This is a genomic window from Mycobacterium paragordonae, from assembly GCF_003614435.1.
Classification (GTDB): Bacteria; Actinomycetota; Actinomycetes; order Mycobacteriales; family Mycobacteriaceae; genus Mycobacterium; species Mycobacterium paragordonae.
On the sequence record NZ_CP025546.1, the window covers coordinates 1,084,957 to 1,108,692 of the forward strand.

25 protein-coding genes are annotated in these 23,736 nt (G+C 66.9%); 15 read left to right on the plus strand and 10 right to left on the minus strand.

Features of this window, described 5'->3' with window-relative positions; genetic code table 11:
• Positions 1 to 2 precede the first annotated feature (2 nt).
• From C0J29_RS05040 to C0J29_RS32685, 3 genes are read right to left on the minus strand one after another with little or no spacing between them, the layout of a single operon-like run.
• Positions 3 to 1,571 (minus strand): long-chain-fatty-acid--CoA ligase, encoded by a 1,569-nt coding sequence (locus C0J29_RS05040; RefSeq protein ID WP_120791685.1) that lies wholly within the window; start codon positions 1,569 to 1,571, stop codon positions 3 to 5.
• Positions 1,572 to 1,626: 55 nt separating this feature from the next.
• A complete protein-coding gene (locus C0J29_RS05045) occupies positions 1,627 to 2,430 on the minus strand; it encodes a mycofactocin-coupled SDR family oxidoreductase (protein WP_065162246.1) in 804 nt (267 codons plus the stop codon).
• Between the two features lie 55 nt (positions 2,431 to 2,485).
• Entirely contained in the window at positions 2,486 to 2,731 is a 246-nt protein-coding gene (locus tag C0J29_RS32685; protein WP_156772738.1) for a hypothetical protein, read from the minus strand.
• A gap of 68 nt (positions 2,732 to 2,799) precedes the next feature.
• Between C0J29_RS32685 and C0J29_RS05050 the strand changes: the two genes are divergently transcribed.
• The gene (locus C0J29_RS05050) at positions 2,800 to 3,759 is read left to right on the plus strand and encodes a DNA polymerase domain-containing protein (protein WP_120791686.1); all 960 of its coding nucleotides are present in this window, start codon (positions 2,800 to 2,802) and stop codon (positions 3,757 to 3,759) included.
• A 3-nt stretch (positions 3,760 to 3,762) separates the two neighbouring features.
• Here the strand turns inward: C0J29_RS05050 and C0J29_RS05055 are convergent, their stop codons facing one another.
• Complete coding sequence (locus C0J29_RS05055) at positions 3,763 to 4,143, minus strand: YybH family protein (RefSeq protein WP_120791687.1); 381 nt, start codon at positions 4,141 to 4,143, stop codon at positions 3,763 to 3,765.
• Positions 4,118 to 4,825 carry an SDR family NAD(P)-dependent oxidoreductase gene (locus tag C0J29_RS05060; RefSeq protein WP_065162244.1) on the minus strand — a complete coding sequence of 236 codons (708 nt, stop codon included), beginning with the start codon at positions 4,823 to 4,825 and terminating at the stop codon, positions 4,118 to 4,120. The genes C0J29_RS05055 and C0J29_RS05060 overlap by 26 nt, the downstream gene beginning before the upstream one ends.
• Before the next feature lie 103 nt (positions 4,826 to 4,928).
• On the opposite strand from C0J29_RS05060, the gene C0J29_RS05065 reads away from it, so the two are divergent.
• A complete protein-coding gene (locus tag C0J29_RS05065) occupies positions 4,929 to 5,870 on the plus strand; it encodes a carbohydrate kinase family protein (protein ID WP_120791688.1) in 942 nt (313 codons plus the stop codon).
• Here C0J29_RS05065 and C0J29_RS05070 read toward each other — a convergent pair.
• On the minus strand, positions 5,849 to 7,174 hold the full coding sequence (locus C0J29_RS05070; RefSeq protein WP_120791689.1) for a hypothetical protein: 1,326 nt from the start codon (positions 7,172 to 7,174) through the stop codon (positions 5,849 to 5,851). The genes C0J29_RS05065 and C0J29_RS05070 overlap by 22 nt on opposite strands.
• A gap of 177 nt (positions 7,175 to 7,351) precedes the next feature.
• On the opposite strand from C0J29_RS05070, the gene C0J29_RS05075 reads away from it, so the two are divergent.
• Positions 7,352 to 8,764, plus strand: a complete 1,413-nt coding sequence (locus C0J29_RS05075; RefSeq protein WP_242460357.1) for an amidase — start codon at positions 7,352 to 7,354, stop codon at positions 8,762 to 8,764.
• The gene (locus C0J29_RS05080; RefSeq protein ID WP_065162240.1) at positions 8,761 to 9,108 is read left to right on the plus strand and encodes a hypothetical protein; all 348 of its coding nucleotides are present in this window, start codon (positions 8,761 to 8,763) and stop codon (positions 9,106 to 9,108) included. The genes C0J29_RS05075 and C0J29_RS05080 overlap by 4 nt, the downstream gene beginning before the upstream one ends.
• Here the strand turns inward: C0J29_RS05080 and C0J29_RS05085 are convergent.
• On the minus strand, positions 9,089 to 10,318 hold the full coding sequence (locus C0J29_RS05085; RefSeq protein WP_065162239.1) for a cytochrome P450: 1,230 nt from the start codon (positions 10,316 to 10,318) through the stop codon (positions 9,089 to 9,091). The genes C0J29_RS05080 and C0J29_RS05085 overlap by 20 nt on opposite strands.
• A gap of 340 nt (positions 10,319 to 10,658) precedes the next feature.
• Complete coding sequence (locus C0J29_RS05090; RefSeq protein WP_065044650.1) at positions 10,659 to 10,862, minus strand: cold-shock protein; 204 nt, start codon at positions 10,860 to 10,862, stop codon at positions 10,659 to 10,661.
• A gap of 366 nt (positions 10,863 to 11,228) precedes the next feature.
• On the opposite strand from C0J29_RS05090, the gene C0J29_RS05095 reads away from it, so the two are divergent.
• The 10 genes from C0J29_RS05095 (at position 11,229) to C0J29_RS05140 (ending at position 21,068) form a co-directional block, all read left to right on the plus strand.
• Positions 11,229 to 12,587: a cytochrome P450 gene (locus C0J29_RS05095; RefSeq protein WP_120794557.1), complete on the plus strand. Its 1,359-nt coding sequence runs from the start codon at positions 11,229 to 11,231 to the stop codon at positions 12,585 to 12,587.
• A complete protein-coding gene (locus tag C0J29_RS05100) occupies positions 12,584 to 13,576 on the plus strand; it encodes a 1-aminocyclopropane-1-carboxylate deaminase/D-cysteine desulfhydrase (protein ID WP_120791690.1) in 993 nt (330 codons plus the stop codon). The genes C0J29_RS05095 and C0J29_RS05100 overlap by 4 nt, the downstream gene beginning before the upstream one ends.
• A gap of 107 nt (positions 13,577 to 13,683) precedes the next feature.
• The gene (locus tag C0J29_RS05105) at positions 13,684 to 14,862 is read left to right on the plus strand and encodes an acyl-CoA dehydrogenase family protein (RefSeq protein ID WP_120794558.1); all 1,179 of its coding nucleotides are present in this window, start codon (positions 13,684 to 13,686) and stop codon (positions 14,860 to 14,862) included.
• 4 nt (positions 14,863 to 14,866) lie between these two features.
• Positions 14,867 to 15,973: an acyl-CoA dehydrogenase family protein gene (locus tag C0J29_RS05110; RefSeq protein ID WP_120791691.1), complete on the plus strand. Its 1,107-nt coding sequence runs from the start codon at positions 14,867 to 14,869 to the stop codon at positions 15,971 to 15,973.
• Positions 15,957 to 16,454, plus strand: coding sequence for a MaoC family dehydratase (locus C0J29_RS05115; protein WP_120791692.1), 498 nt, complete (start codon positions 15,957 to 15,959; stop codon positions 16,452 to 16,454). Before C0J29_RS05110 ends, C0J29_RS05115 begins: the two co-directional genes overlap by 17 nt.
• Complete coding sequence (locus tag C0J29_RS05120; RefSeq protein ID WP_120791693.1) at positions 16,451 to 16,876, plus strand: MaoC/PaaZ C-terminal domain-containing protein; 426 nt, start codon at positions 16,451 to 16,453, stop codon at positions 16,874 to 16,876. The genes C0J29_RS05115 and C0J29_RS05120 overlap by 4 nt, the downstream gene beginning before the upstream one ends.
• A complete protein-coding gene (locus tag C0J29_RS05125; protein ID WP_120791694.1) occupies positions 16,873 to 18,075 on the plus strand; it encodes a thiolase family protein in 1,203 nt (400 codons plus the stop codon). Before C0J29_RS05120 ends, C0J29_RS05125 begins: the two co-directional genes overlap by 4 nt.
• A gap of 1 nt (position 18,076) precedes the next feature.
• Complete coding sequence (locus tag C0J29_RS05130) at positions 18,077 to 18,493, plus strand: Zn-ribbon domain-containing OB-fold protein (protein WP_120791695.1); 417 nt, start codon at positions 18,077 to 18,079, stop codon at positions 18,491 to 18,493.
• Entirely contained in the window at positions 18,493 to 20,076 is a 1,584-nt protein-coding gene (gene fadD1, locus C0J29_RS05135; protein WP_120791696.1) for a fatty-acid--CoA ligase FadD1, read from the plus strand. The genes C0J29_RS05130 and fadD1 overlap by 1 nt, the downstream gene beginning before the upstream one ends.
• 38 nt (positions 20,077 to 20,114) lie before the next feature.
• Positions 20,115 to 21,068, plus strand: a complete 954-nt coding sequence (locus C0J29_RS05140; protein ID WP_242460358.1) for an AraC family transcriptional regulator — start codon at positions 20,115 to 20,117, stop codon at positions 21,066 to 21,068.
• On the opposite strand, the gene C0J29_RS05145 is transcribed toward C0J29_RS05140, so the two are convergent.
• Together C0J29_RS05145 and C0J29_RS05150 are read right to left on the minus strand one after the other, a co-directional pair.
• Complete coding sequence (locus C0J29_RS05145; RefSeq protein WP_065162111.1) at positions 21,032 to 21,751, minus strand: GAF and ANTAR domain-containing protein; 720 nt, start codon at positions 21,749 to 21,751, stop codon at positions 21,032 to 21,034. The two genes, C0J29_RS05140 and C0J29_RS05145, sit on opposite strands and share 37 nt — an antisense overlap.
• Positions 21,752 to 22,034: 283 nt before the next feature.
• Positions 22,035 to 23,297 (minus strand): cytochrome P450, encoded by a 1,263-nt coding sequence (locus C0J29_RS05150; RefSeq protein ID WP_065044661.1) that lies wholly within the window; start codon positions 23,295 to 23,297, stop codon positions 22,035 to 22,037.
• Between the two features lie 128 nt (positions 23,298 to 23,425).
• Here C0J29_RS05150 and C0J29_RS05155 point away from each other — a divergent pair, with 128 nt between their 5' ends.
• The gene (locus C0J29_RS05155) at positions 23,426 to 23,734 is read left to right on the plus strand and encodes a hypothetical protein (RefSeq protein WP_120791697.1); all 309 of its coding nucleotides are present in this window, start codon (positions 23,426 to 23,428) and stop codon (positions 23,732 to 23,734) included.
• The last annotated feature ends 2 nt before the right edge of the window (positions 23,735 to 23,736 follow it).

Below are 23,736 nucleotides of genomic sequence, written 5' to 3' on the forward strand. Positions count from 1 at the left end.
TCTCACACGGTCGCGCGGTCGCGGCCCTCCCAATAGGGCTTGCGCAGCTCTTTCTTGAGGATCTTGCCGGTCGGGTTGCGCGGCAGCTCGTCGGCGAAGTCGATGGACTTCGGGCACTTGTAGGCGGCCAGTCGCTCGCGGGCGAAGGCGATGATCTCCTCCGCGGTAGCTTCACCCTCAAGTGCGACAACGGCTTTCACCACTTCGCCCCACTTGTCGTCGGGCACGCCGATGACCGCCACCTCGACCACCGCCGGGTGTTCGGCCAATACCTGCTCCACCTCGATCGAGTAGATGTTCTCGCCACCGGAGATGATCATGTCCTTCAACCGGTCCTCGACGAAGATGTACCCGCCTTCGTCCACGCGGCCGATGTCGCCGGTGCGGAACCAGCCGTCGTCGGTGATCGCCTCGGCGGTCGCCTCCGGCCTGTTGTGATACCCCTTCATCAATTGCGCTGAGCGGAACCACAATTCGCCCTGCTCACCGGTGGGGACATCTTCGAGCGTGTACGGGTCGACGACACGCACCTCGGCGCCCGGCACCAACGTTCCGGCGCTGCTGAGCCGCTCGGGCCGGTCGGTGGCGCGGTGGGCATCGGGCAGCAGATGACTGATCACGCCACACAATTCGGTCAGTCCGTAGGCCTGGATGAAGTCGGTGTTCGGCCACGCCTCCAGGGCCGCGCGCAGCAGCGGCAGCGGCATCGGCGAGGCGCCGTACGAATAGGTCTTCAGTGCGCCGAACAGTTTCACCGCGTCCTCGCCGGACTCCAGCACCTTGGCCAACACCGCCGGAACCAGGAATGTTCGGTTGGCACCCTTGAGGATTGCCCCGGCCAGCGTCATGCCGTCGACGTCGCGCGTCATCACGCTCGGCACCCCGTCGTGAATCCCGAACTGTACGTAGGACGAACCGCCGACGTGGAACAGCGGCATCGACACCATGCTCTTGTCGCCCGGGTCGAACTCGAAGCCTTCGTGTGCGTTGACCGTGTGCGCGATCATGTTCGCCTGCGTCAACTGCACGCCCTTCGGGCGCCCGGTGGTGCCCGAGGAGTACATGATGATGCACACGTCGTCGGGTTCGACGTCGTCGGCCCGCCCCACCGGGGTCGCCCCGGCCAGCAGCGCTTCGTATTCGTCGCCGTCGCCGCCTTCGGGCGTTACGGTGATGACGTGCTCGACGTGGGTGAGGTCGCCGCGAATCTTGTCGATGCTCGGTTTCAGCTCGGCGCCCACGATCAGGACCTTGGCGCCCGAATCGTTGAGGACGTAGTCGAGTTCGTCGGCGGCGAGCCGGAAGTTGATGATCGCGTTGGCCGCGCCGAGCGATGCGGCGGCAATGGTCAGCTCGACACACGCCGGGTGGTTCTTGTCCAGGAATGCCACCACGTCACCGCGCTTGACACCGAATGCGCGCAGCGCCCCCGCCAGGCGGCGCACCCGGTCGTTCCACTGTGCCCAGGTCCACTTCCGGTCCAGATAGTCGATCGCCTCCTCGTCCGGCTTGGTCGCGGCCCAGTGGGCGAGACGGTCGTCCAGGAAACGGGGGTCTGCTAGGTCAGGCATGTGAAGAGCCTTCCATGTCGGGTGCTTACTCGGAAGCACACAGTGTTGGAGCGCATCAATGGATGCGGGCGCTGCCGCCCAGCCCGACCTCCAGCACGCTGCCCGTGATGACACCGGGGTCGGTGACCAGGTACAGGACGCCGCGGCTGACGTCTTCGGGCTGGAGCCATGGTTGGGGTATCGGGTTGGCCCTCATCATGCGCCGCACCAGGTCATCGGGAACATCGTCGCCGCCGGCGGGCTGCACCATCGGGGTCTGGGTGGTGGTCGGGCAGATCACGTTGACGGTGATCCCCTCCTTGGCGACCTCCAGCGCGACGGACTTGGCGAGCCCGATGATGCCCCATTTGGTGGCGTTGTACGCAGCGAGATCCGGGATCCCCATCCGGCCACCCATCGAGGAAGTCACCACGATTCTGCCGAAGCGCTGCCGGCGCATCACCGGGATGGCGGCCCGCAGCGTGTGGAACACACCGGTCAGGTTGGTGTCGATGAGTTGTTGCCACACCTGGTCGCTGACCTGGTCCAGCGGACCGGTGCTGACGATGCCGGCGTTGGCCACAACGATGTCGAGGCTGCCCAGGTCGGCGACCGTCTGCTCGACCGCGGCGGCGACCTGCGCAGCGTCGCGCACGTCGACGGCAATCGGCAGGCAGCGCCGTCCCAGGGCCTCGACGAGCCTGGCCGTCTCCCGCAGATCATCCTCGGTGCCGAGTGGGTAGGTGAGATCCGCCATGGCGCCGGGCGCATCGGCGACGACGATGTCCGCCCCTTCGCCTGCCATTGCCACCGCATGCGCGCGGCCCTGCCCCCGGGCCCCTCCGGTGATCAGCGCAACCCGGCCGTCCAAAGCACCCATAGCGCAGACGTTAGCCCCCGGCCGCGAAACCGGTTGCGGCGGGAGCTTCTTCAGGTCAGTGGCGCTGCCACGGCGGGCGCGGATTGGGGATGCACACGCCCCGCACGCATCCCAGGACGCCCCGCACAGGTGGCGGAGTCGCTTTGGGCGGCGGCTGACATCCGGTGGCCGGACAGGGCGGGTCGCCGGGGCCGTAGTCCGCGTGGGCCGGCGGCACGGCCAACAAAGACCCCGCGGTCAGCGCTGCTGCGACGAACACCTTGACTGCGATCATCTGACTCTGCCCTCGAACGAACTGCATGCAAGGTCAACGATAACGCGCGGTGCGCGGTTCGGAGATGCCCGCGAATAAGCGCATAGGCTTTGCATATGAGCGCCGGGGAGCAGCGCGGGGGAATCGATCTGACCAACCTGGATCAGCCGCTGAGTCCCGATGCCGGCGCCAGCAAACGCGACCTGGTCGACTACCTGGATGCGGTGGCGGACCGGATGGTGCCCGGATTGGCCGGGCGGCCGCTGACCGTGCTGCGGGTATTGCGCGGCCGGGCGCCCTTCATGCAGAAGAACGTCCCCAAATACACGCCGGACTGGGTGCGGACGGTGGCCATCTGGGCGGAGGCATCCCACCGCGAGGTGCATTACCCCGTGTGTGACGACCGGCGAACGCTGCTCTGGCTCGCCAATCAGCGCGCCGTCGAATACCACCCCGCGTTGGGTTTGGCCGACAACATCTACCGGCCGACACACCTGGTGCTCGATCTGGACCCGCCTGCCGAGGGTGACTTCGCCGCTGTCGTGAAAGTGGCCTACCAGGTGCGGCAGGCGCTGCGGGACTGCGGTCTGGCCGGGGCGGTCAAGACCAGCGGTGCCAAGGGCCTGCACGTGTTTGTTCCCATCGACGACCACGCAGCCGTCGACGATGTCGCGGCGGCCACCCGCGCGCTGGCCGCTCGCGCCGAGGCGCTCGACCCTGATTCGGCGACAACGGCTTTCATCGTCGAGGACCGCGGCGGCAAGGTTTTCGTCGACGCGACCCGGGCCGGGGGCGCCACCGTCGCGGCTGCCTACAGTCCGCGGCTGCGTGCGGGCACGCCGGTGTCGTTTCCGTTGGACTGGGCGGACCTCGATCGGGTGCACCCCGGTGACTTCACGGTGCACACGGCCATCAACTCCCTTGCCGGACACGACCCCTGGGCCGAGTCCATGCCTGCGGCGCAACGGCTGCCGAGCGATCTCATTGAACAGGGCCGCACCATCCCAGTCGCCCGAGTCGCCGCGATGCACGAAGGAAAGCGGCGCGCGCGAGCGCGCCGCGCCGAGCAGGAATGAGAATCAGTCGATTTTCGAAGCCTGGTAGTACGCGATGCGCCAGCCGCCGGAGCCCTGGGTTACCAGCACCCCGATCCGCACGCTGACGATGCTCCGATCCGGGAACGCGAAGTCGGCGTGCAGATAGCCCAGCACAGCGCCAGCGGCCACCGGCCGGGTTTCCAGGATGCGGTAGGACACCGTCATGCCGTGCGGCTGTGAATCGTAGTAGGCGTAAACACCTTGCTGCCCAACGCTGTACGGGCGCAGGCCCTGGAAGATGGCGTCCTCGGTGAACTGGTCGGCGACCCGGTCGGGTTGGTGGCTGTCGATGCCCGCCTTCCAGCGGTCCATCACCTCACGGACGGCCTGGTCGAGTTCAGTGCCCGGCACTTTGACCTCCATCCACATGCAGGATCTCGCCGGTGACGAACGAGTTGCCTTCCAGGTACAAGACCGCGTCCACCACCTCGCCGATCTCACCCAGCCGGCCGAGGGGATGCATCTTCGCCAGCACCTCATGGGTCGACGGGTCGTGCATCGGTGTGCGGATGTTGCCCAGCGCAACGGCATTGACCCGGATTCCCCTGTCGGCATACTCGACGGCCAGCGCCTTGGTCGCCGCGTTGAGCCCGCCCTTGGTGAGCGACGCCAGCACCGAAGGCACGGCGGAATTTGGATGATCGACCAGGCTGGTGGAGATGTTCACCACATGGCCGCCACCTTCCCGGCTCAGCATCGCCGCGATCGCGGCCCGCGAAACTTCAAAGAAGCCACGAAGATTCACTCCGGTGACGGCGTCGTAGTCCTCGTCGGTGTATTCCGTGAACGGCTTGGGAACGAAGATCCCGGCGTTGTTCACGACGGTGTCGACGCGCCCGAACCGCTTTAGCGCCGCGTCCACGATGCGGGCGCCCACTCCGGGCTGCGCCACGTCGCCGGCTACGGCGAGCACCAGCGGATCTGTGCTGTCGGCGATGCGGCGCGAGTTGGCGACTACGGCGTAACCGCGTCGGCGATACCCGGCGACGAGCGCGTCGCCGATCCCTTGCGAGGCGCCCGTGATGATGGCGACACGTTCATCCATGAGCCGGTCCGGTCCCTTCTTTACTCGGTGTCTCGTACTCGGTGTCGTCGTCAACAACCATTAGGCTCCGGAGCATTCCGTCCGCAGCAGTGGAGGTGAGCCGATGCTGAGCCAGGTCGACATCGCAGTCGTCGGCGTGCACGTTCTCGACACTCACGTCCTGGGGGTCGCCTCTATTCCCGACGGCTCCGAGGGCCAGCTGGTCGAGGCCATCAGGATCTCCCCGGCCGGCACCGCGGGCGGAACCGCGGTGGTGCTCAGCCGCCTGGGGGCCCGGGTCCGCTCCTACGGAGCAGTGGGAACCGATGCGCTCGGTGACACACTGCTCGGGTTGCTCTCGGCCAACGGGGTCGATGTCGCCGGCATCGTGCGCACCACCGCCAGTCAGACTTCGGCGTCGGTCATCCCGGTACGGCCGAACGGTGACCGGCCGGCCTGGCACTGCCCGGGTGCCAACGCCACCCTGACCCTGGACGCGCTCGATCTCGACGCCATCGCCCGCGGCGCGCACCTGCATCTTGGGGGACCCGAATTCCTCGGCGGGGCGGCCGCCGCGACCCTGCTGAAGCGCGCCAAGGACAACGGGCTGTCGACCTCCGTGGACATCCTTGCCGGTGGCAACCCCGGTCTGCTGGCATGGATCGCCGAGGCGTTGCCATACACCGACTACCTGTTGCCCAACGACGAGCAGGTGCTCGGCTTCACCGGCGCCGCCGATCTGCAGGCCGGGTCCAGGGCCCTGCTGGAGGCCGGGGCCGGCTGCGTCGCGGTGACCCGTGGCGGTGCGGGCGCGCTCGTCGTCGTTCCCGGGGAAACGATTGCGGTGCCCGCGCACCAGGTCGACGTCGTCGACACCACGGGGTGCGGCGACGCGTTCTCGGCCGGGTTCATTCTCGGTCGCGCTTTGGGGCGCGACCTGGCTGAGTCGGCTCGGCTGGGATGCGCCACCGCGGCGCAGGTTGCCGGCGGAGTAGGCACCGACGCAGGTACCTACGACCTGGCGGCGGTGGACGCCTTCATGGCTCAGAACCAGGGGCCCGGGTAGCGGCCGTCGGTGTCGCGCACCAACAGGATCTCCCGGCAGTCCCCTTTCTGCTGGGGAGCGGTTTCGCCGCTGCACACCAGGGTCCAGCCGGATATGCGCCCGAACGGCCGGTCGGTCCAGTTCGTGGCGACCGGGTTGGTCTCCGGAAGCGCGAGCACGGAATGCGTGCCCGCGGAATTGGTGATGTACAGGTGGTCACCGAAGAACGCGAGCTTCGAAATCGGTTGCTTCTTGGCCTCATCCCGTGGGGTGAGCAGATCCCAGTGCTGGGTGCGCAGATTCCATACGCCATAACCGAACTGGGAGCCGGCCGAGCCGCGCCCGTCGATGAAGAGCTTGCCGTCCGACAGGGTCGCGGTCAGGCCGCCGCCCGAAATCCGATCCGTGTCACCGAATTTGACGAGAGCCCGCGACGTCAGGTCGTAGAACGTGGTCGACATGACCGGCGGGTTGTGCGAGTCCCAGTGCGTGATCTGTACGAGTCTGTCTGGGCCATCGGATAATTCGGCGTCGACGGTCGCGACGTCGGGGTCCTGGTAGACGGGTTCGCCGGTGGGCAGCCGCAATTCGGCCCCCAACGGGCCGCCGGGAGTCGCGCTGCGCTGGAAGGACAGCACGTCCTGCCAGACCCGGGCCTGCTCCGGGTCCTCCCAGCGGGTGGCCAGGTCGGTATTGGACAGAATGGTCGTCTTCGGGGCTGCCGGCGCCCCGCGGGTGTCGGTGAAGGCGTTGACGAGGGCCACGCCGGTGGTGGTCGGCGCCAGTCGCCAGTCCTTGGGCGGGGCTACTTTCAGCTCCGGTGTGGGCGGAAGCACCTCCCGGGTTGCCAGCGGCTGACTCGATTTGAGATCGAACAGGTAGGCGGTCGCCTTGACGGCAGCCGGTGGCCGGCCGGGTGTGGTGCTCGCTACGACTGCGGTGCTCGCTACCACGTAGACGACTTTCATGTCGCCGACGTTGTTGGACAGCGCGCACACCGCGCCGGTGACGGTCTCGCCGGCGGCCGCCATCGGCACCGCCGGCATTATCAAATCGGCAGTTTTCGGATCCAGGACTTTGGGCCGGATATCTTCCAAAGCGGATTTGCTGTCCGAGAATTCAGTGGGACAGCCGAAGTAGACGGTATCGCCGTATGTTTTCCAATCCTTTGCCAGCGGGCTGACATGAGGTGGCTGCGGCGCCACAGTATTGGGCGGCGGCTTGACGGTGGTGTGCGTGGTCTGGGCGGCGGGCGGGGTGACGGTCGCTGACGTGGAGCAGGCGGCAATCCCCAGGCCGGCCGGTAGGGCGACCAGCGCAGGCATGCAAACGGACGCGAACAGCCTGTTCGGCACCCTCATCAGCGTTCCCCCCGCTAAGTCATGTGTTCTCTGAGCCTAAAGGCGATTGCTGCTCGGGGCGAATCGAGCGCTTTTGCCGCAGCGTTTGCCCGGCGTGGTAGACCAAGGGTCATGACTGGGCTTGCCGAAGAAACACGGTGGATGGACGCCACGGACCAGGCGGCTCTGGTTGCCCGGGGAGAGGTCACCCCGGTCGAGCTGCTGGAAGCGGCGATCGCACGCATCGAGCAGTCCGACGCGGCGCTGAACGCCGTCGTCATCGAATGGTTCGAGCACGCCCGGTCGATCGCTGCGGACCCGGGTCTGCCTGGCGGCCCGTTCCGCGGAGTGCCGTTCCTGCTCAAGGACCTCTACACCAGCTTTGCCGGGCAGACCCTGTCCAACGGGAATGTGGCGCTGAAGGAGGCGGGCAAGATCGACACCGCCGACACCACCCTGGTGTCGCGGTTCAAGGCGGCGGGATTGGTCATCGCCGGCCGCACCAACAGCCCCGAGATGGGCAGCCTCCCCACCACCCAGCCGCTGGCCTGGGGGCCCACCCGCAATCCCTGGGCGCTGGACCGGACCCCGGGCGGATCCAGTGGCGGGGCGGCCGCCGCCGTGGCGGTGGGGATGGTGCCGTTCGCCAACGCTTCGGACGGTGGCGGCAGCATCCGCATTCCGGCGTCCTGTTGCGGGTTGGTGGGCCTCAAGCCCAGCCAGGGCCGCATCACCGTGGGGCCGAAACGCGCCGAAGCGGGGCTCGGTGTCGAGTTGTGCGTCAGCCGCACGGTCCGCGATACCGCCGCCCTGCTCGATGCGGTGCATGGGCCGGGCGTCGGCGACACCGTGATTGCGCCCGCACCGGAACGCCCGTATCTGCAGGAGTTGGGTGCCGATCCCGGCAGGTTGCGGATCGGGCTACTCGATATCCATCCGCGCGGCGGATTCGTGCACGAGGACTGCGTGTCCGCGGTACGCGCCGCCGGGTCGATGCTGGAGGGCCTCGGGCACGTCGTCGAGCCCGCCTGGCCGTCCTGTCTGGCGGATCCGAGCTTGCAGCAGAAATTCATGGCGCTGTGGGTCACCCAGATGGCGATGGCCGCGCGCGGCTTCAGCGAAACGCTCGGCCGCGAGGTGACGGCTCAGGACATCGAGCCGGTCAATTGGGCGCTGATCGAGCGTGCCCGGCACGTGACGGCGGTGGACTACGCCGCGGCAGAGAACGCGGTGTACGCGTTCCGCCGTTCGTTGCAGCAGTGGTGGGCCGACGGTTGGGACCTGCTGCTCACCCCGACGGTCGCCGAACCCCCGCCGCCACTGGCCGAATTCGACAACAATCCCGGACACCCGACTGCGCCGATGCGCCGCGGCGGCGAGTTCGCGGCATTCACACCGCCTTTCAACATGAGCGGCCAGCCGGCCATCAGCCTGCCGCTGCACCGCAACGCGGACGGTCTGCCCGTCGGTGTTCAGCTGGCAGCCGCGTACGGACGCGAGGATGTCCTGATCCGTGTTGCCGCACAACTGGAATCGGCCCATCCCTGGGCGTCTCACCGGCCCTCGATTCCGTGACCCTCGAGGAGCGGGGCGCCTCGCCCGACGGCCGCTTCATCGTCCGCGTCGAACCGCTGGAGGCGCGCGCGTTCCAGTGGGTGGATACGCCTCAATTAGTCGATACCGCAACGGGTCTGGTGCTGGTACAGCTGGCGGACGCCTGTTGGCACCTGGACTCTGCGGACTGGTGCGGTGAGTCGGTGGTGGTCATGCGGTTGCGGCACTTTCCCGATGGCCTGCCGAGCTATGAAGTGCGCGTCGACTGCGGGCAGTTCACCGCCTCGGTTGACGGTGTCGACCCGCGGCCGTTGGCTGAGCTCGAGGAAATGCTGGAGACTGCGGCTAGAGGTCGAACGCGATAGGCAGACTAAGCGGCCCGCTCAAGCTCACCATCGGCTTCCAGGGAGCGGGTCCGGTGATGCTCGGATTCCGAATCCGGCCGGTGAGCACCGTCAGCGCCTCGGCGAGTTCCCGTCTGGCCAGGTTGGCGCCCAGGCAGTAGTGGATGCCGCCACCGAAGGTCAGTATCGCCGGAGCCCCCTCGCGGGTGATGTCGACCCGGTCGGGGTCGTCGTACACCGACGGATCCCGGTTGGCCGCAGCGGTATTGACCAGAATCATGGTGCCCGCCGGGAAGAGGTAGCCGTCGAGTTCGGCATCCTCGGTCACCAGTCGAAGGGTGCCACACGCGATGGGGGAGTGGCGCATCGTCTCCTCGACCGCGTGCATTGCCAGCGCTGGGCGCTCCGCCAGGAGCTCCCACTGATCCGGGTGCTCACAGAGCACGTGCACCGATGCCGCCAGCTGATTCCGTGTGGTGTCGGTACCCGCCAGCAACAATCCGCCCGCGAGCATGCGCAATTCAGCGGGGTTGAGCCGGTCGCCGTCGTCCTCGGCGCGGATCAGGTCCGACAGCAGGTCCTCGGTTAGGCTGTGCCGGCGCCGGGCGACCATCTCGTCGACGTAGTCGTCGAGTTCTCCCCAGGCGCGCATGACGTCGGGCTCGATCTCACTGACACCGGCGATGAAGCTGAAGGCCTTGAAGATCTCGTCGGCCCACAGCGAGAACTGTTGCCAGTCCTCGCGCGGTGCGCCGAGCAGCGCGCAGATGATCGGGACGGGGTAGGGGCGGGCGAGGTCGTCGACCACCTCGCAGTGTCGGGCACTGGCGACCTGGTCGACGAGGTCGTTCATCATCGCAACCATGGTGTCGTGCAGGCGCAGTGTCGCGCGGGGAGTGAACGCCTTGGACGTCAGGCTGCGCAGACGATGATGCGCGGCGCCTTCCAGACACAGCAGACTATTCATCACCTTGTCCCACAACGGACCCGAATTGATACCCTGCACAACAAGATTCAAGCCAGGGGGGATGGTGAACCGACTGTCGCGAAGTACCGAGCGAACCAGGTGATACGACAGCACTTCGGGCCCGAACGGTCCCAGTGCGACAGGCGCCTGCCGTTGGGCGGCCTGGATGCGTGGATACACCTCCGCCGGGGTTTCGGTGGGTTCATAGGACAGCGTCGGTAAGTCCGCGTCGAAAACGCTTCGGGAAGCAGTGCCGACGCTCATGACGGCCTTGCCAACGTGCCCGGCAGGCTGGTCTGCCCTGAAACAAGTGCGGGATCGTTCATCGCTAGCCACCTGTCCACTGACGAAGTGCGGCCCTGGGGCCCGCAGACCGCCGGGACAACTGTCACACAATGTATGGCCGCGGCTTGGTGCTTGTCAACGAAAGCTGAACCCAGGTCAGAAAGTTGCGTGAGCCTGCTCGCGTATCGCCATACGATTACTTCGAAACGTATGGTCGGTCTGTGCGCTGCCTGCCTTTGGTTAGGGAGTTGGGCGGCGCCGAAAACAACATGGGCCGGCAGGACACCGCCTGCCGGCCCATGTGTGAAGAACTGTCGGACTACAAGACGGTCACTCCCGTGGCCTGCGGTCCCTTGGCGCCTTGGCCGATGTCGAATTGGACTCGCTGGTTCTCCTCGAGCGAACGGTAACCACTCCCGTTGATCTCGGAGTAGTGAACGAACACATCTCCCGTGTCACCGTCGGGAGCGATGAATCCGAAGCCCTTATCACTGTTGAACCACTTCACAGTCCCCTGTGCCATACTTATCTACTCTCTCATTCTGAACGGATGCCGAAAAACATCCCGCATCACACTAGCACGGGCGGCCGAGTCGCATTCGCCTTCGTGCATGAGGTTTCATCACAGGTTCAGACATTGCGATGCTGCGGCACTCGTCTGATCAACGAAACTTATTGCCGTGGACCGTATTTGACTATTTTCGTAGCTCTCTGCCGGGGTGGCGCCAATATGAAGGTCCCGTATCCCGGCAGTTGATTATCGGCGAATTATCCAGTGCCGCAGCAATAATCCGTGCCGAACCGATCGGGATGCTTTCAGAACGCCAACCAAATCACCGGCAGCGCCCAGGCAGTTGACCCGTCAGCCGCGGGCGTCGACGATCGAATGATGCTGCCGACGAACTCTGCGAAGCTCCCGCCGGGACCCCGGTTACCCAGCTGGGTACTGGCCGCGCTGATGATGGGCCGCGGACCGGCGGCGGTCGCTGCCTGCCAGCGTCGTTTCGGCAGCGTGTTCACCCTGCGGGTGGCGCTGTTGGGCACCATGGTGTACCTGGGCGACCCCGCGGATATCAAGACCGTATTCGCCGGCGATCCGCGCATCTTTCACGCCGGTGAAGCCAACAAAATCCTGCGCGGGCTGCTGGGCGACAGCTCACTGCTGGTTATCGACGACGAGGTGCACCGGGAGCGGCGCCGCCTGATGCTGCCCCCTTTCCACCGCGACGCCGTGGCCCGGCAGGCGGACCTGATGGCCGAGATCGCCGCGGACAACATCGCCCGATGGCCGGTGGGTCAGTCATTTGCAGTGGCGCCCAAGATGTCTGAGATCACCCTCGAGGTCATTCTGCGCACGGTGATCGGTGCCTCCGACCCGAGCCGGCTCGCCGCGCTGCGCACGATCATGCCGCGGCTGCTCAACCTCGGACCCTGGCAGAGCATCGCCATCGCCAACCCGAAGTTGCTTCGCCGCCGGCCGTGGCGAAACCTGCGCAGGCACATCGCTGAGGCTGACCGCCTGCTCTACGCCGAAATCGCGGATCGACGCGCGGATCCGGACCTGGCACAGCGGACCGACACCCTGGCGATGTTGGTGCGGGCCGACTGTGGGCTGACCGACCGGGAACTCCGCGACCAGTTGATGACCCTGTTGGTGGCCGGCCATGACACTACCGCGACCGCCCTGTCGTGGGCCTTGGAGCGCCTGACCCGTCACCCCGCCGTCCTGGCCAGAGCGGTCCGGGCGGCCGAGGCCAGCGCGGCGGGTGATCCGTCCGGCGACGAGTACCTCGATGCGGTGGCCAAGGAGACGCTGCGGGTCCGCCCCGTGGTGTTCGACGTCGGCCGGGTGCTGACCGAACCAGTCGACCTGGCCGGCTACCGGTTGCCCGCCGGAGCCATGGTGGTCCCGGGAATGGGCCTGGTCCACGCCAGCCCGGCGATATATCCGGATCCGAACCGGTTCGACCCCGACCGGATGCTCGGCGCCGCCCTCAGTCCCAGCACGTGGCTTCCGTTCGGTGGCGGCAACCGTCGTTGTATCGGAGCCACCTTCGCCATGGTCGAGTTGCGGGTGGTGCTGCGCGAAATACTGTGCCGGGTGGAATTGGACACCACGACCGCCGGCGGCGAACGCCAGAAGCTCAAACACGTCATCGTCATTCCGCACCGCGGTGCACGGGTCAGCGTTCGCGCAGTCAGGCCGGTCGGCTCGGCAGCTCCCGACGCCGGCGCAATCCACCGGTGACCACCTACCTCCACGAGCGCTTCCCCGAGCTGCGCGACACACTGCACCGCGCCCAGCTCGGCGACGGCCCCACGCTCGTGCGCCCACTGCCCGGCCTGAGCGCCTCCGGCCCGTCGCTCTGGCTCAAGGACGACGGCGTCTACGGCAACGGCGGCTGGGGCGGCAACAAGGTCCGCAAGCTGGAATGGCTCTTACCTGACGTGAAAAGGTCTGGGCGACAGACAATCCTGACCTTCGGCGGACTTGGCACGAACTGGGGCCTGGCGACCGCACGCTACGGCCGCGATCTCGGCCTGCGCACCGCGCTGGCACTGATCGACCAACCGGTCGACGAACACGTCGCTGCTCAGCTGGAGCGCTTGCGGGCCTGCGGCGCCGACATCTACTTCACGCACAACAAGTTTCGTACGGTGGCCGCGGTGCCCTACCTGTATCTGCGCCACCGCCGGCCCTATCTGCTGCCCGCCGGGGGATCTGCACCGCTGGGCGTCGTGGGGTATGTCGAGGCCGCACTGGAAATCGCTGCCCAGGTCGAGACCGGCGCGCTGCCGGCGCCGGCGTCCGTCGTGGTCGCCGTGGGCTCGGGCGGCACGGTCGCCGGTCTGCACTTGGGTCTCGCGCTGGCCGGTCTCACCAGCACCCGGGTGATCGGCGTGGTCGTCAACGACACGCTGCGTCTGGACCACCGATCGATCACGTCGCTCGCTGAGCGCGCCGCGCGCCTGCTGCAAAGCCGCGGCGCGCGCGTGCCCGCCACCCCGCTGCCGGCGGATCGCCTGCTGCTGGTGCGCGACTGGCTCGGGCAGGGCTACGGCCACCCGACGGCCGAGGGCACCCGGGCGCTGCGGCTCGCGCACGACGCGGAGCACCTTGACCTCGAGCCCGTCTACACCGCCAAAGCGATGGCCGCACTCCTGGAACTGCACTCCAGCGGACGGCTACCCGACGGGCCGGCGCTCTATCTCCACACCAACGGGCCGCGTGGTTAGCCGGGTCGGACGGGTGCCAGTCGAGACGGGGCCGGACCGGTGTGCCCCCAGGACGCTTTCCGCAACCCGAGGTAGCGAAATAGCGCAGGCCGACTAATGTCGCGGTGGTGGAGTTCGAGCTCGACGACGAGCAGCGGGCGTGGCTGGCCGAGGTGCGGCAGTTCCTCCGGGACAACGTCAACCCTGCGCTGCGTGCCGAGATGGCCGAGCATGACCTCGAATTCCAAGGTGGTGAGCTGACGGCATTCCGCCGCAAGATCGGCGAACGCGGCTGGTTCGGACTGAACTGGCCACGCGAATACGGCGGACTGGGACTGACCGCCGTCCACCAACACCTGCTGATGAGCGAATTCGAGTACTGGGGCGTGCCCGGGCCGGACCTCACGGTCACCTCGGTGGCGCCGATGATCATGCGGCACGGCACCGAACAGAACAAGCAGGAATTCCTACCGCCCATCGCCAGGGGTGAATTGGTCTGCGCCGTCGGCTATTCAGAACCGAACGCCGGCACCGACCTGGCCAGCCTGCGCACCAGGGCCGTGCGCGAGGGCGACGAATGGGTGATCACCGGCTCCAAGATCTGGAACAGCGGAGCCCAGCGTTGCACACACGAATGGTTGTGCGTACGAACCGATCCCGACGCGAAACGGCACCGCGGCATCTCGGTGATCATGGTGCCCATCGACAGCCCGGGTATCGAAGTCCGGCCGCTGTATGCATGGTCGGGCTACCGCACCAACGAGACGTTCTTCCGCGATGTGCGGGTACCACTCGGCAACCTGATCGGTGAGGTGAACAAGGGCTGGACCTACATCACCGGGGCGCTGGATCTGGAGCGCGGCGCGCTGACTAACGCCGGCGATCTGCGCCGCGCCCTGGATGACCTGGTGGCGCTGGCGGGCCGGCCGCTTCGCGACGGCTCGGTGCCGGCCCACCAACCCGCCTTCCGGCGCCGCCTGGCACAGGCCGAGGCCGACGTCGAAGCGGCCAGGCTGATGGGATACGAGGCGGCATCCCTGCTCGACAGCGGACGGATACCTTCGGTCGAGGTGAGCGTAGAGAAGATCTTCACCAGCGAATTGCGCCAGCGCATAGCGGATCTGGCGCTCGATCTGCTGGGCCCGGACGGGCTGCTGGCCCACCGCAGCGCCGCGGCCCCGCTGGCCGGGTTCTTTGAGCGCCTCTACCGGGTGTCGCCGCTGATGCGCTTCGGTGGCGGCGCCAACGAGGTGCTGCGGGATGTGATCGCCCAGCGTGGCTACGGCATGCCGTCCTACGGTCGGTGATCGGATGCGCTTACTTCCCGATCAGGATGAGCGCGATCTGGCCGCCCTGTGCCGCAGCCTGTTGGCCGCGCAGAGTCTCGACGGCACGCACGTCCCGCCCACGCTTTTCAAGGCGCTTGCTGACTCCGGCCTGCTCGGCCTGGCGATCGGCGAGGAGTTCGGCGGCGCGGGCGGCACGTTGAGCGATCTCGGTATCTTCTGCCTCGAGACGGGGCGCGCGTTGTGCCCTAACGCCGTTCACAGCACCCTGCACGCCTCGTTGGCAATTGACTGGCTGGGCGGCCCTGCCGCGCGCGCCACCTGGTTGCCGCAGCTGACCTCCGGAACGTCGCGCGCCGCAACGGCACTGTGGAGTCCGCGCGACGCGTCCGTGCCGGATTCCGGCGTGCGCGGATTCGCCGCTGCGGACGGCCGGTGGCGGTTGTCCGGGGTGGCCGACTTCGTCGCCGACGCCGACCTCGCCGACCTGATCGTGGTCGCCGCGCAAACCGATTCTGCCACTGGCGTTTTCGTCATCGACATGTCGGCCGGCGGGATCATAGTCGAACCGCTGCCGATGATGGGTGGACACCGCGTCTGCACGGTCACCTTCGACGACGTGCTGGTGGAGGACGACGAGCGGGTCCTGAGTGCCGATGTCTGCCGCAGTACGTTGCGTCGGGTGGCCAATGCCGCGGTGGCGTTGCTGTGTCTGGATCTGGTCGGGGTGGGTGAGGCGGTGCTGCAGCGCACCGTGGACCACACCACGATGCGTGAGCAATTCGGCCGGCCGATCGCATCGTTTCAGGCGGCTCAGCATCTGGTGGCCAACATGCGCATCGCGCTCTCGGCCGCGCGCCTGGCGGCGCAATCGGCGGTGTTCTGGATCGGGCGCGGTCGCACCGCGACCCGCGAGACCGCCATCGCCAGGATGCACGCCGCCACCGTCAAGCAGATCACCCTGGACGGGCATCAACTGCACGGCGGGATGGGGTATGTCGTCGACACCGATCTGCACCTGTTCTCCGAACGCGCCCGGGTGCTGGCGACCTGGGGTGGTGGTGCCGATGAGGCCGCGAAATGGCTTGAGGAAGAGATGAATTGGGAAGGCAGAGATGGACAGCCTGATTGACCCGGAGTCCGCCGCACGGGTCGGCACCGTGGTGGCGACCGCGACCGGGGAGGTGAACAAGCGGGACTGGCAACGCTGGGCCGCCGCCGTCGACGATCACAACCCGCTGTGGTTCGACACCGACTATGCCCGCTCGCACGGGTATCGCGACATCATCTGCCCGCCACTGTTTCTGCAGTACGCCATCCTCGGCGTGACCAAGCTGGGCGACCTGCGGCCCGACGGATCGTCCGGCGCAGTGACCGGCAGCCTGGCCTTCCCACGTGCCCCGCGGCGTATGGCCGGCGGCGAAAGCACCACCTTCCACGGGCCGGCCTACCACCGCGACGAGATCGAGATGGTGCGCACCATCGAGTCGATCGTGGAAAAGGAGGGCAGGTCAGGCAGATTCGTGTTGGTGACCTGGCGCGGCGAATACCGCAATCAGCGCCGCGAAATGATCGCCGAGGCCACCATGTCGATGATCGCCAGGCCCGCATGACCGGCCAGGTGTACCTCGAGGACGTCGAACCCGGTTACGCCATACCGGTGTTGGCCGTCACCGTGACCGAGACACAGATGTTCTTCTTCAGCGCCGCGACATACAACGGTCATCGCATCCACTACAACAAGGACTTTGCGCGCGACGCCGAAGGCTACGACAACGTGCTGGTGCAGGGCCCCCTGCAGGCAGCCCTGTTGTCGCGCGCACTCACCGACTGGGTCGGCGGTGCCGGTCGCCTGGTGTCGTTCTCGGTGCAGAACCGGGCCATCGCCTACCCCGGCCAGGAATTGCGTTTCGGCGGCGTGGTCACCGGTAAGCGGGATCTGCTGGTAGACCTCGACATCTTCTGCCGGCGTGGGGACGACGTGCTGATGCCGGGGACCGCGACCGTCGGATTGCCACGAAGGAACGCCTCGTGACCGGACTGCGCGGCGAGGCCGCCATCATCGGAATCGCCGAACTACCGGCCGAAAAGCGCCAGAGCGCCCCGCCGTCGTTCACCCTCGATCAATATGCGCGGCTGGCCAGGCTGGTAATCGAGGACGCCGGAGTGAAGGCCGATGTGGTGAATGGTTTGTCGTGCCACGGCATCACGGAGTCGGACATGTTCGCCCCGGCCACCCTGTCGGAATATCTGGGCATCCCACTGGACTTCGGTGACCGCGTCGACCTGGGCGGGGCCACCGCCGCCGGCATGGTGTGGCGGGCCGCCGCCGCGGCCGAATTGGGCGTCTGCGACGCGGTGCTGGCGGTCGTCCCCGGATCGCAGGAGATTCCGCGCTCCGCAACGCGTCCCGCCCGCACCCTGAGTTGGTACGGGGCGTCGAGCAACAACTACGGTTCGCCGCAGGCCGAGTTCGAGATCCCGTACGGCAACGTCGGCCAGAACGCCCCGTATGCGCAGATCGCGCAGCGCTACGCGGCCGAATACGGTTATGACGCGGCCGCATTGGCGAAGATCGCGGTAGACCAGCGGACCAATGCCTGCGCCCACCCGGCGGCGGTGTTCCACGGCAAGCCGATCACCGTCGATGACGTGCTCAACAGTCCGGTGATCGCCGACCCCATCCACATGCTCGAAACGGTGATGCGGGTGCAGGGCGGGGCCGGGGTGCTCATCGCCAACGCCGACGTCGCGCGAAGTTCCCGCCACCGCCCCGTCTGGATCAAGGGTTTCGGCGAGCACATCCGATTCAAGACGCCCACCTACGCCGACGACCTGCTGCACACGCCGATGGCCCGGGCGGCCGAGAAGGCTTTTGCGATGGCAGGTTTGGGCCGCGAGGACGTCGATGTCGCCTCGATCTACGACTGTTACACCATCACGGTGCTGATGACGTTGGAAGACGCCGGATTCTGCCGCAAGGGCGAGGGCATGGCGTGGTTGGGCCGGCACGATCTCACCTTCGGCGGCGACTTCCCGCTCAACACCGCCGGCGGTCAACTGTCCTACGGGCAGGCCGGCATGGCCGGCGGTATGCACCACGTGGTGGACGGGGCCCGTCAGATCATGGGCCGGGCCGAGGCCGCGCAGGTGCGCGACTGTGACACGGCGTTCGTGACCGGCAACGGCGGGATCATGAGTGAACAGGTGGCGCTGGTGCTGGGGGGTGACTGAGATGACCGAGCCGCGCCCGCTGCCCGAGCCGACACCGGTCTCGCAGCCGTTCTGGGACGCGTTGCGCGAGCACCGTATTCGGATCCAGTACTCGCCGTCGTCGGACAGTTACGTCTTCTACCCGCGCACCCTGGCACCCGGGACTCTCGCCGACGATCTGGAATGGCGGGACATCGACGGTGCCGGAACGCTGTACACCTACACCGTCGCCCGCCGCCCGACCGGGCCGCCCTGGGCCGAACACCTGCCGCAGCTGCTCGCGGTCGTGCAGTGGGATGCCGGGCCGCGGATCAGCACCGAACTGGTCGATATGGAGCCCGAAGAGATTCGCATCGGGATGCGGGTGTCGCCGGTTTTCCACGACGTTCCCGGCCAGCCGATGACGTTGTTGTACTACACCAAAGAGACTGGTAAGTAATGCCTTTCGAGACTATCCAGCAGCTGTTACGTTCTCGCATGGAAGACGACGGCGTCGCGGTCGCGCACGGTGATCAAACGTGGACGTGGCGCGAGCACCTCGCTGAGGCATCGGCGGAGGCGTCCTTACTGCTCGGGCTGATGGCAGATGACCGTCCGCTGCATGTCGGGGCGCTGCTGGGAAATTCTCCGGCGATGTTGCGGTCGATGGCGGCGGCGGCGCTGGGCGGATATGTGTTGTGCGGCATCAACACCACCCGGCGCGGGGAGGGGTTGGCCGCCGACGTCCGCCGGGCTGACTGTCAGATCTTGCTGGTCGACACCGGGCACCGAGGCCTGCTGGACGGTGTGGACCTGACCGGAGTGACCGGCGTGAACGTCATTGACGTCGACGCTACGAGTTATCGGAACTCGGTGGCGGCCGCGAAACCGCTTGTGCCCGTTGAGGTGAGCGGCGCCGATCCGGTGGTGATCATCTTCACGTCCGGCACCAGTGGTGACCCGAAGGCGGTCCGGTTCGCGCACGCGATGGGGGTCATGTGCGGTGCCAGCCTGGTCGAGCGCTTCGGATTGGCCTCCGACGACGTGTGTTACCTGTCCATGCCGTTGTTTCACTCCAACGGGGTGGCGGCGGGCTGGACAGTGGCGATCTCCTGTGGCGCGACCATGGTGCCGGCCAAGTTCTCGCCGTCGCGGTTCCTGGCGGAGATCCGCCGCTACGGGGTGACCTACATGAACTACGTCGGCAAGCCGTTGGCTCTGGTTCTTGCCACCCCCGAGCAGCCCGATGACGCCGACAACCCACTTCGCGCGGCGTTCGGCAACGAGGCCACCGAACACGATCTCGACCGGTTCGCGCGACGTTTCGGTTGCCGGGTGGTGGACAGCTTCGGCTCCAGCGAGTTCGCCGTCGTCGTGATGCGTGAGGACGGCACCCCACCGGGATCGATCGGCAAGGGGTATCCCGGCGTCAGCGTGTACCACTCGGAGACCGTAACGGAATGCGCGCCAGCGGTTTTCGACGAGCACGGGGCCCTGGTCAACTTCGACGAGGCCGTCGGCGAACTGGTCAACACCTTCGGTGCCGGCGGATTCACCGGCTACTACAACGACGCCGATGCCACCGATGAGCGGATGCGCCACGGCATGTACTGGTCGGGCGACCTCGCCTACCGGGACGCCGATGGCTGGATCTACCTCGCCGGGCGCACCGCGGACTGGATGCGGGTCGACGGGGAGAATCTGGCGGCTGGTCCCATCGAGCGGGTGTTGCAGCGGTTGCCGGAGATCAACCACGTCGCTGTGTACGCGGTGCCCGACGACAGTGTCGGCGACCAGGTGATGGCGGCGATCGTGTTGAACAACGGAGCGACGCTGACCCCCCGGCAGTTCGGCGACTTCCTCGCTGCGCAATCCGACCTCTCGCCGAAGGCCTGGCCCCGGTACGTGCGGATCTCCGCGGCGCTCCCGCGCACCGCCACCAACAAGATTCTCAAACGCGAACTCATCGCCGAGGGCCCGACTGCGGGGGACGGAGTGCTGTGGCAGCGAGAGGCGAGGGGTCTTCGCTACCGTGCGGGTTAGGGCAAGATGAGTGTGACCCGTAGAGGGGGGCGGAGGCTGTGAACTCTCTCGACTTTGACAGTTGCGACCTGGGCGAGACCGAAGAATTCCTGGTGCGCAACTACACCGCGATGCGTATCGGGGCCAACGGTGAAAATCGCCGCGCCCGCATTCAGCGGCGGTGGGCGGGTCCCGTCACCTTCGACGAGCTGTCGTTCAGTTACGACATGAGCTACAACGCCGACCCGTTGGGCAAGATCCTGTTGTGCCGGGTACACAGCGGGCGGATCCTGGAGAATTTCATCGGAGAACCCCAAGATGTGTTCGCTCCCGGCGACGTGACCTTGTTCTCGCCGCCCGAACTGCCTTATTCCGGGCAGGTCTGCCGGGCCGCCTACGACCTCACAGGGTTGCATCCGACGTTGCTGGACCGCACCGCCAACAGTGCCCCCGGCGCCCGGAACGAGCCGGTGCGATTGACCGGTCATCGGCCCGTCACGGCCGCGGCCGGCCGACGACTGAGCGCCGTCATCGACTACCTGCGTGACCATGTTCTGTCCGACCCGGTTGCCTGTGCGTCGCCGCTGGTCAGCGGCACCTTTGCGGCCCATCTCGCGGCCGCGGTGCTGGCTGCCCTCCCGAGCAACGCCTTGCTCGATCCCACTCCCACCGACCGCCGGGACGCCGCCAAACCGGTGCTGCTGCGGCGGGTGATTGCGTTCATCGAGGAGAACGCGCACCGGGACATCATGCTGGGCGATATCGCCGACCACGTCTACGTAACGCCGCGGACCCTGCAGTACATGTTCCGTCACCACCTGGACTGCACGCCCATGGACTACCTGCGTCGGGTCCGGCTGCATCGCGCCCACCACGAGTTGCTCATTGGGACACGTGAGTCCGCCACCGTCACGCAGATCGCCAATCGATGGGGTTTCGCCCACGTGGGCAGGTTCGCCGCCTATTACCGGCAGATCTACGGACGCTCACCGCACGACACATTGCGCAACTGAGACGGTGGCTCACCGGCCCCTTCGTCGGGGTGCTCGAGTCCGATGATCTTCTCCGCGATGTGCACGAGCTTGGTATTGGATTCCTGAGACAACCTGCGCAGCATGGTGAAGGCGGCGATGGCGCTGATGTCGAAGCGCTCCATCAGGATGCCCTTGGCCTGGCCGATGACGTCTCGGCTGGCCAGCGCGGCGCGGAAGTGCTGGTTGTTGCGGATTGCGTTCCACGCCAGGCTGGTATGCGCCGCGTAGATCAGGCCGAGCTCGACGGCTTCGTCGTTGAAAGCCCACGGGGAGTCCGCGTAGAAGCTGATCGCGGCGGGCGCCGTTTCGTCCGCGAACAGCGGAAACGACACCATCGAGCGAATTCCGGTTCGGCCCAGTGCCGCGTCTCGATAGCGTGGCCAGCGCTGATCGGCGGCCAGGTTGTCGACGCGGATGGTGCGCCGCTCCCAGGCCGCGGCCAGGCAAGGGCCCTGACCGACGTCGTGCTGCGCGGCGTCCGACAGGGCGGGGTCGCGATGGCTGGCGGCCAACGTGCGGACCGTCCCGCAGTCGTCGAAGACGGTGACACCGAGGTACTGGGTGCCCGGTACCGCCGCCACCGTGATCGCGATGATGTCGCGCAACACCGTCCCGAAGTCCGCCCCGCGGCTCCGCTGCAACTCGTCGACCAGCCTGAGCACCGCGTAAATGCTTTGATGTTCGGTCGACAGACTCTGTTCAGCTACTTCCGATAACCGCGAGCCGACGTCGTGGCCCCTCACGATTTCCCTCCAGCACTCGGTGGCTGCATCCACACCGGATTATCCAGGCAACCGATGGCGCCGACAACCTCCGCCGGCCGCCGAAATGACGCCGCGCGCAGCCCCGGATCAGCACGAAAAGTTGTGGCACCGGTCCTTTCGCAGCCAGTAGCCGTCAGAAGGCCGTCGCGCGATTTTCGCGGAAAGGATTTCCGCCGCTGGCTCAGTTTTCGTATTTTGGCTGCCCGCCGCAACCGCCCTGATACTCGACCGGCCAATGCTTGATGCCGGTGATGAACGGTGACCGCAGTCGCTCCGGATCCCCGGCCGACGCCAGATCGGGCATGGTGTCGGCGATCGCATTGAACATCAGGTCGATGGTCATGCGCGCCAGGTTGGCGCCGATGCAGTAGTGCGCTCCGGTACCGCCGAAACCGACGTGTGGGTTCGGGCTGCGCAGGATGTCGAACCGGTAAGGGTCCGCGAAAACGTCCTCGTCGAAGTTGGCCGACCGGTAGAACATCACCAACCGCTGGCCCTTCTTGATGGCCACCCCACCAAGTGCGGTGTCCGCCAACGCAGTTCGCTGGAACGCGGTGATCGGCGTGGCCCAGCGGATGATCTCGTCGGCGGTGGTGGCGGGGCGATGAGCTTTGAACAGCTCCCACTGCTCCGGAAAGTCGGTGAAGGCCATCATGCCTTGCGTGATCGAGTTTCGGGTCGTCTCGTTGCCGGCGATGGCCAGCGTGACCACGAACATGCCGAATTCGGCCTCGGTGAGCCGCTGGCCGTCGGCGTCGGCCCGGATCAGCGTGGTCACGATGTCATCACCGGGCTCCGTCGCCCTGCGTTCGGCCAATTGCATGGCGTACCACATCATTTCGGCCGCCGAGGTCAGCGAGTCGTGGTCGGCGAATTCCGGGTCGTCGGCGCCGATCATCTGATTGGACCAGTCGAACAGCTTGTCGCGATCCTCGGCCGGAACGCCGAGCAACCCGGCGATCGCCTGCAACGGCAGCTCGCACGCCACCTGCCTGACGAAGTCACCCGAACCCTGTGCCGCAGCCTGGGCGGCGATCTGGCGGGCACGCTCGGCAAGATCGGCGCGCAAGCGTTCTACGGCGCGGGGGGTGAACCCGCGCGCGATGATTTTGCGTAGGCGGCTGTGCTCGGGGTCGTCCATCATGATCATCGATGCCCGCCCGAGCTCGATTTGGGCCTGCGCCGCCTCCTGCGGGTAACGCGGCACCACGGATTTCTCGGCCGACGAGAAGACGTCGCTGCGCAGCGAGACCTCGCGAACGTCACAGTGCTTGCTCACCACCCAGTAGCCGCCGTCGCCGAAGCCGCCCTGATCGAGCGGCTGGTCGTTCCACCAGATCGGCGCAGTGGCGCGCAGCTCCGCGAGCTCTTGAACCGGCAACCGGTGCGCATAAATGTCGGGGTCGGTGAAATCGAATCCTGGCGGCAGGTTCGGGGCGGCCATCGCGTGGCTCCTTCAAGGCTCCTCGGGGAGGGTTATGGCGATGCTATCGGCGGCCCCGTGCATGAGCGCAAGAGTTTCGCAAGAAATCCGCGAACATCGGGCAAGCACACGGCGGCACCCTGGGAACCATGAAAATCGCGGCGAAACTCATTGCAGGACTGGCGGCCGTCCTGCTGCTGACGGCAAGCCCCGCGCACGCCGACGCGCAGTCCGATGTGCAGGAGCTGCAGCGGCAGACGTCTGAATTGCATGCGAACTGGGACAACCTCTCCCAGGCGCAGCGAAATCAGCAGCTGACTGCGCTACAGCGGCAGGCGACCATCGTTCAGGGCGAAGTGGATAACCTGCCTCCGGAGCAACGGCCCGAGATCCAGGCCAGGCTGACGCAGGTGACCTTCGAGCTGGCCGACATCCTGCGCAAGGTCTGGCCCTATTGATG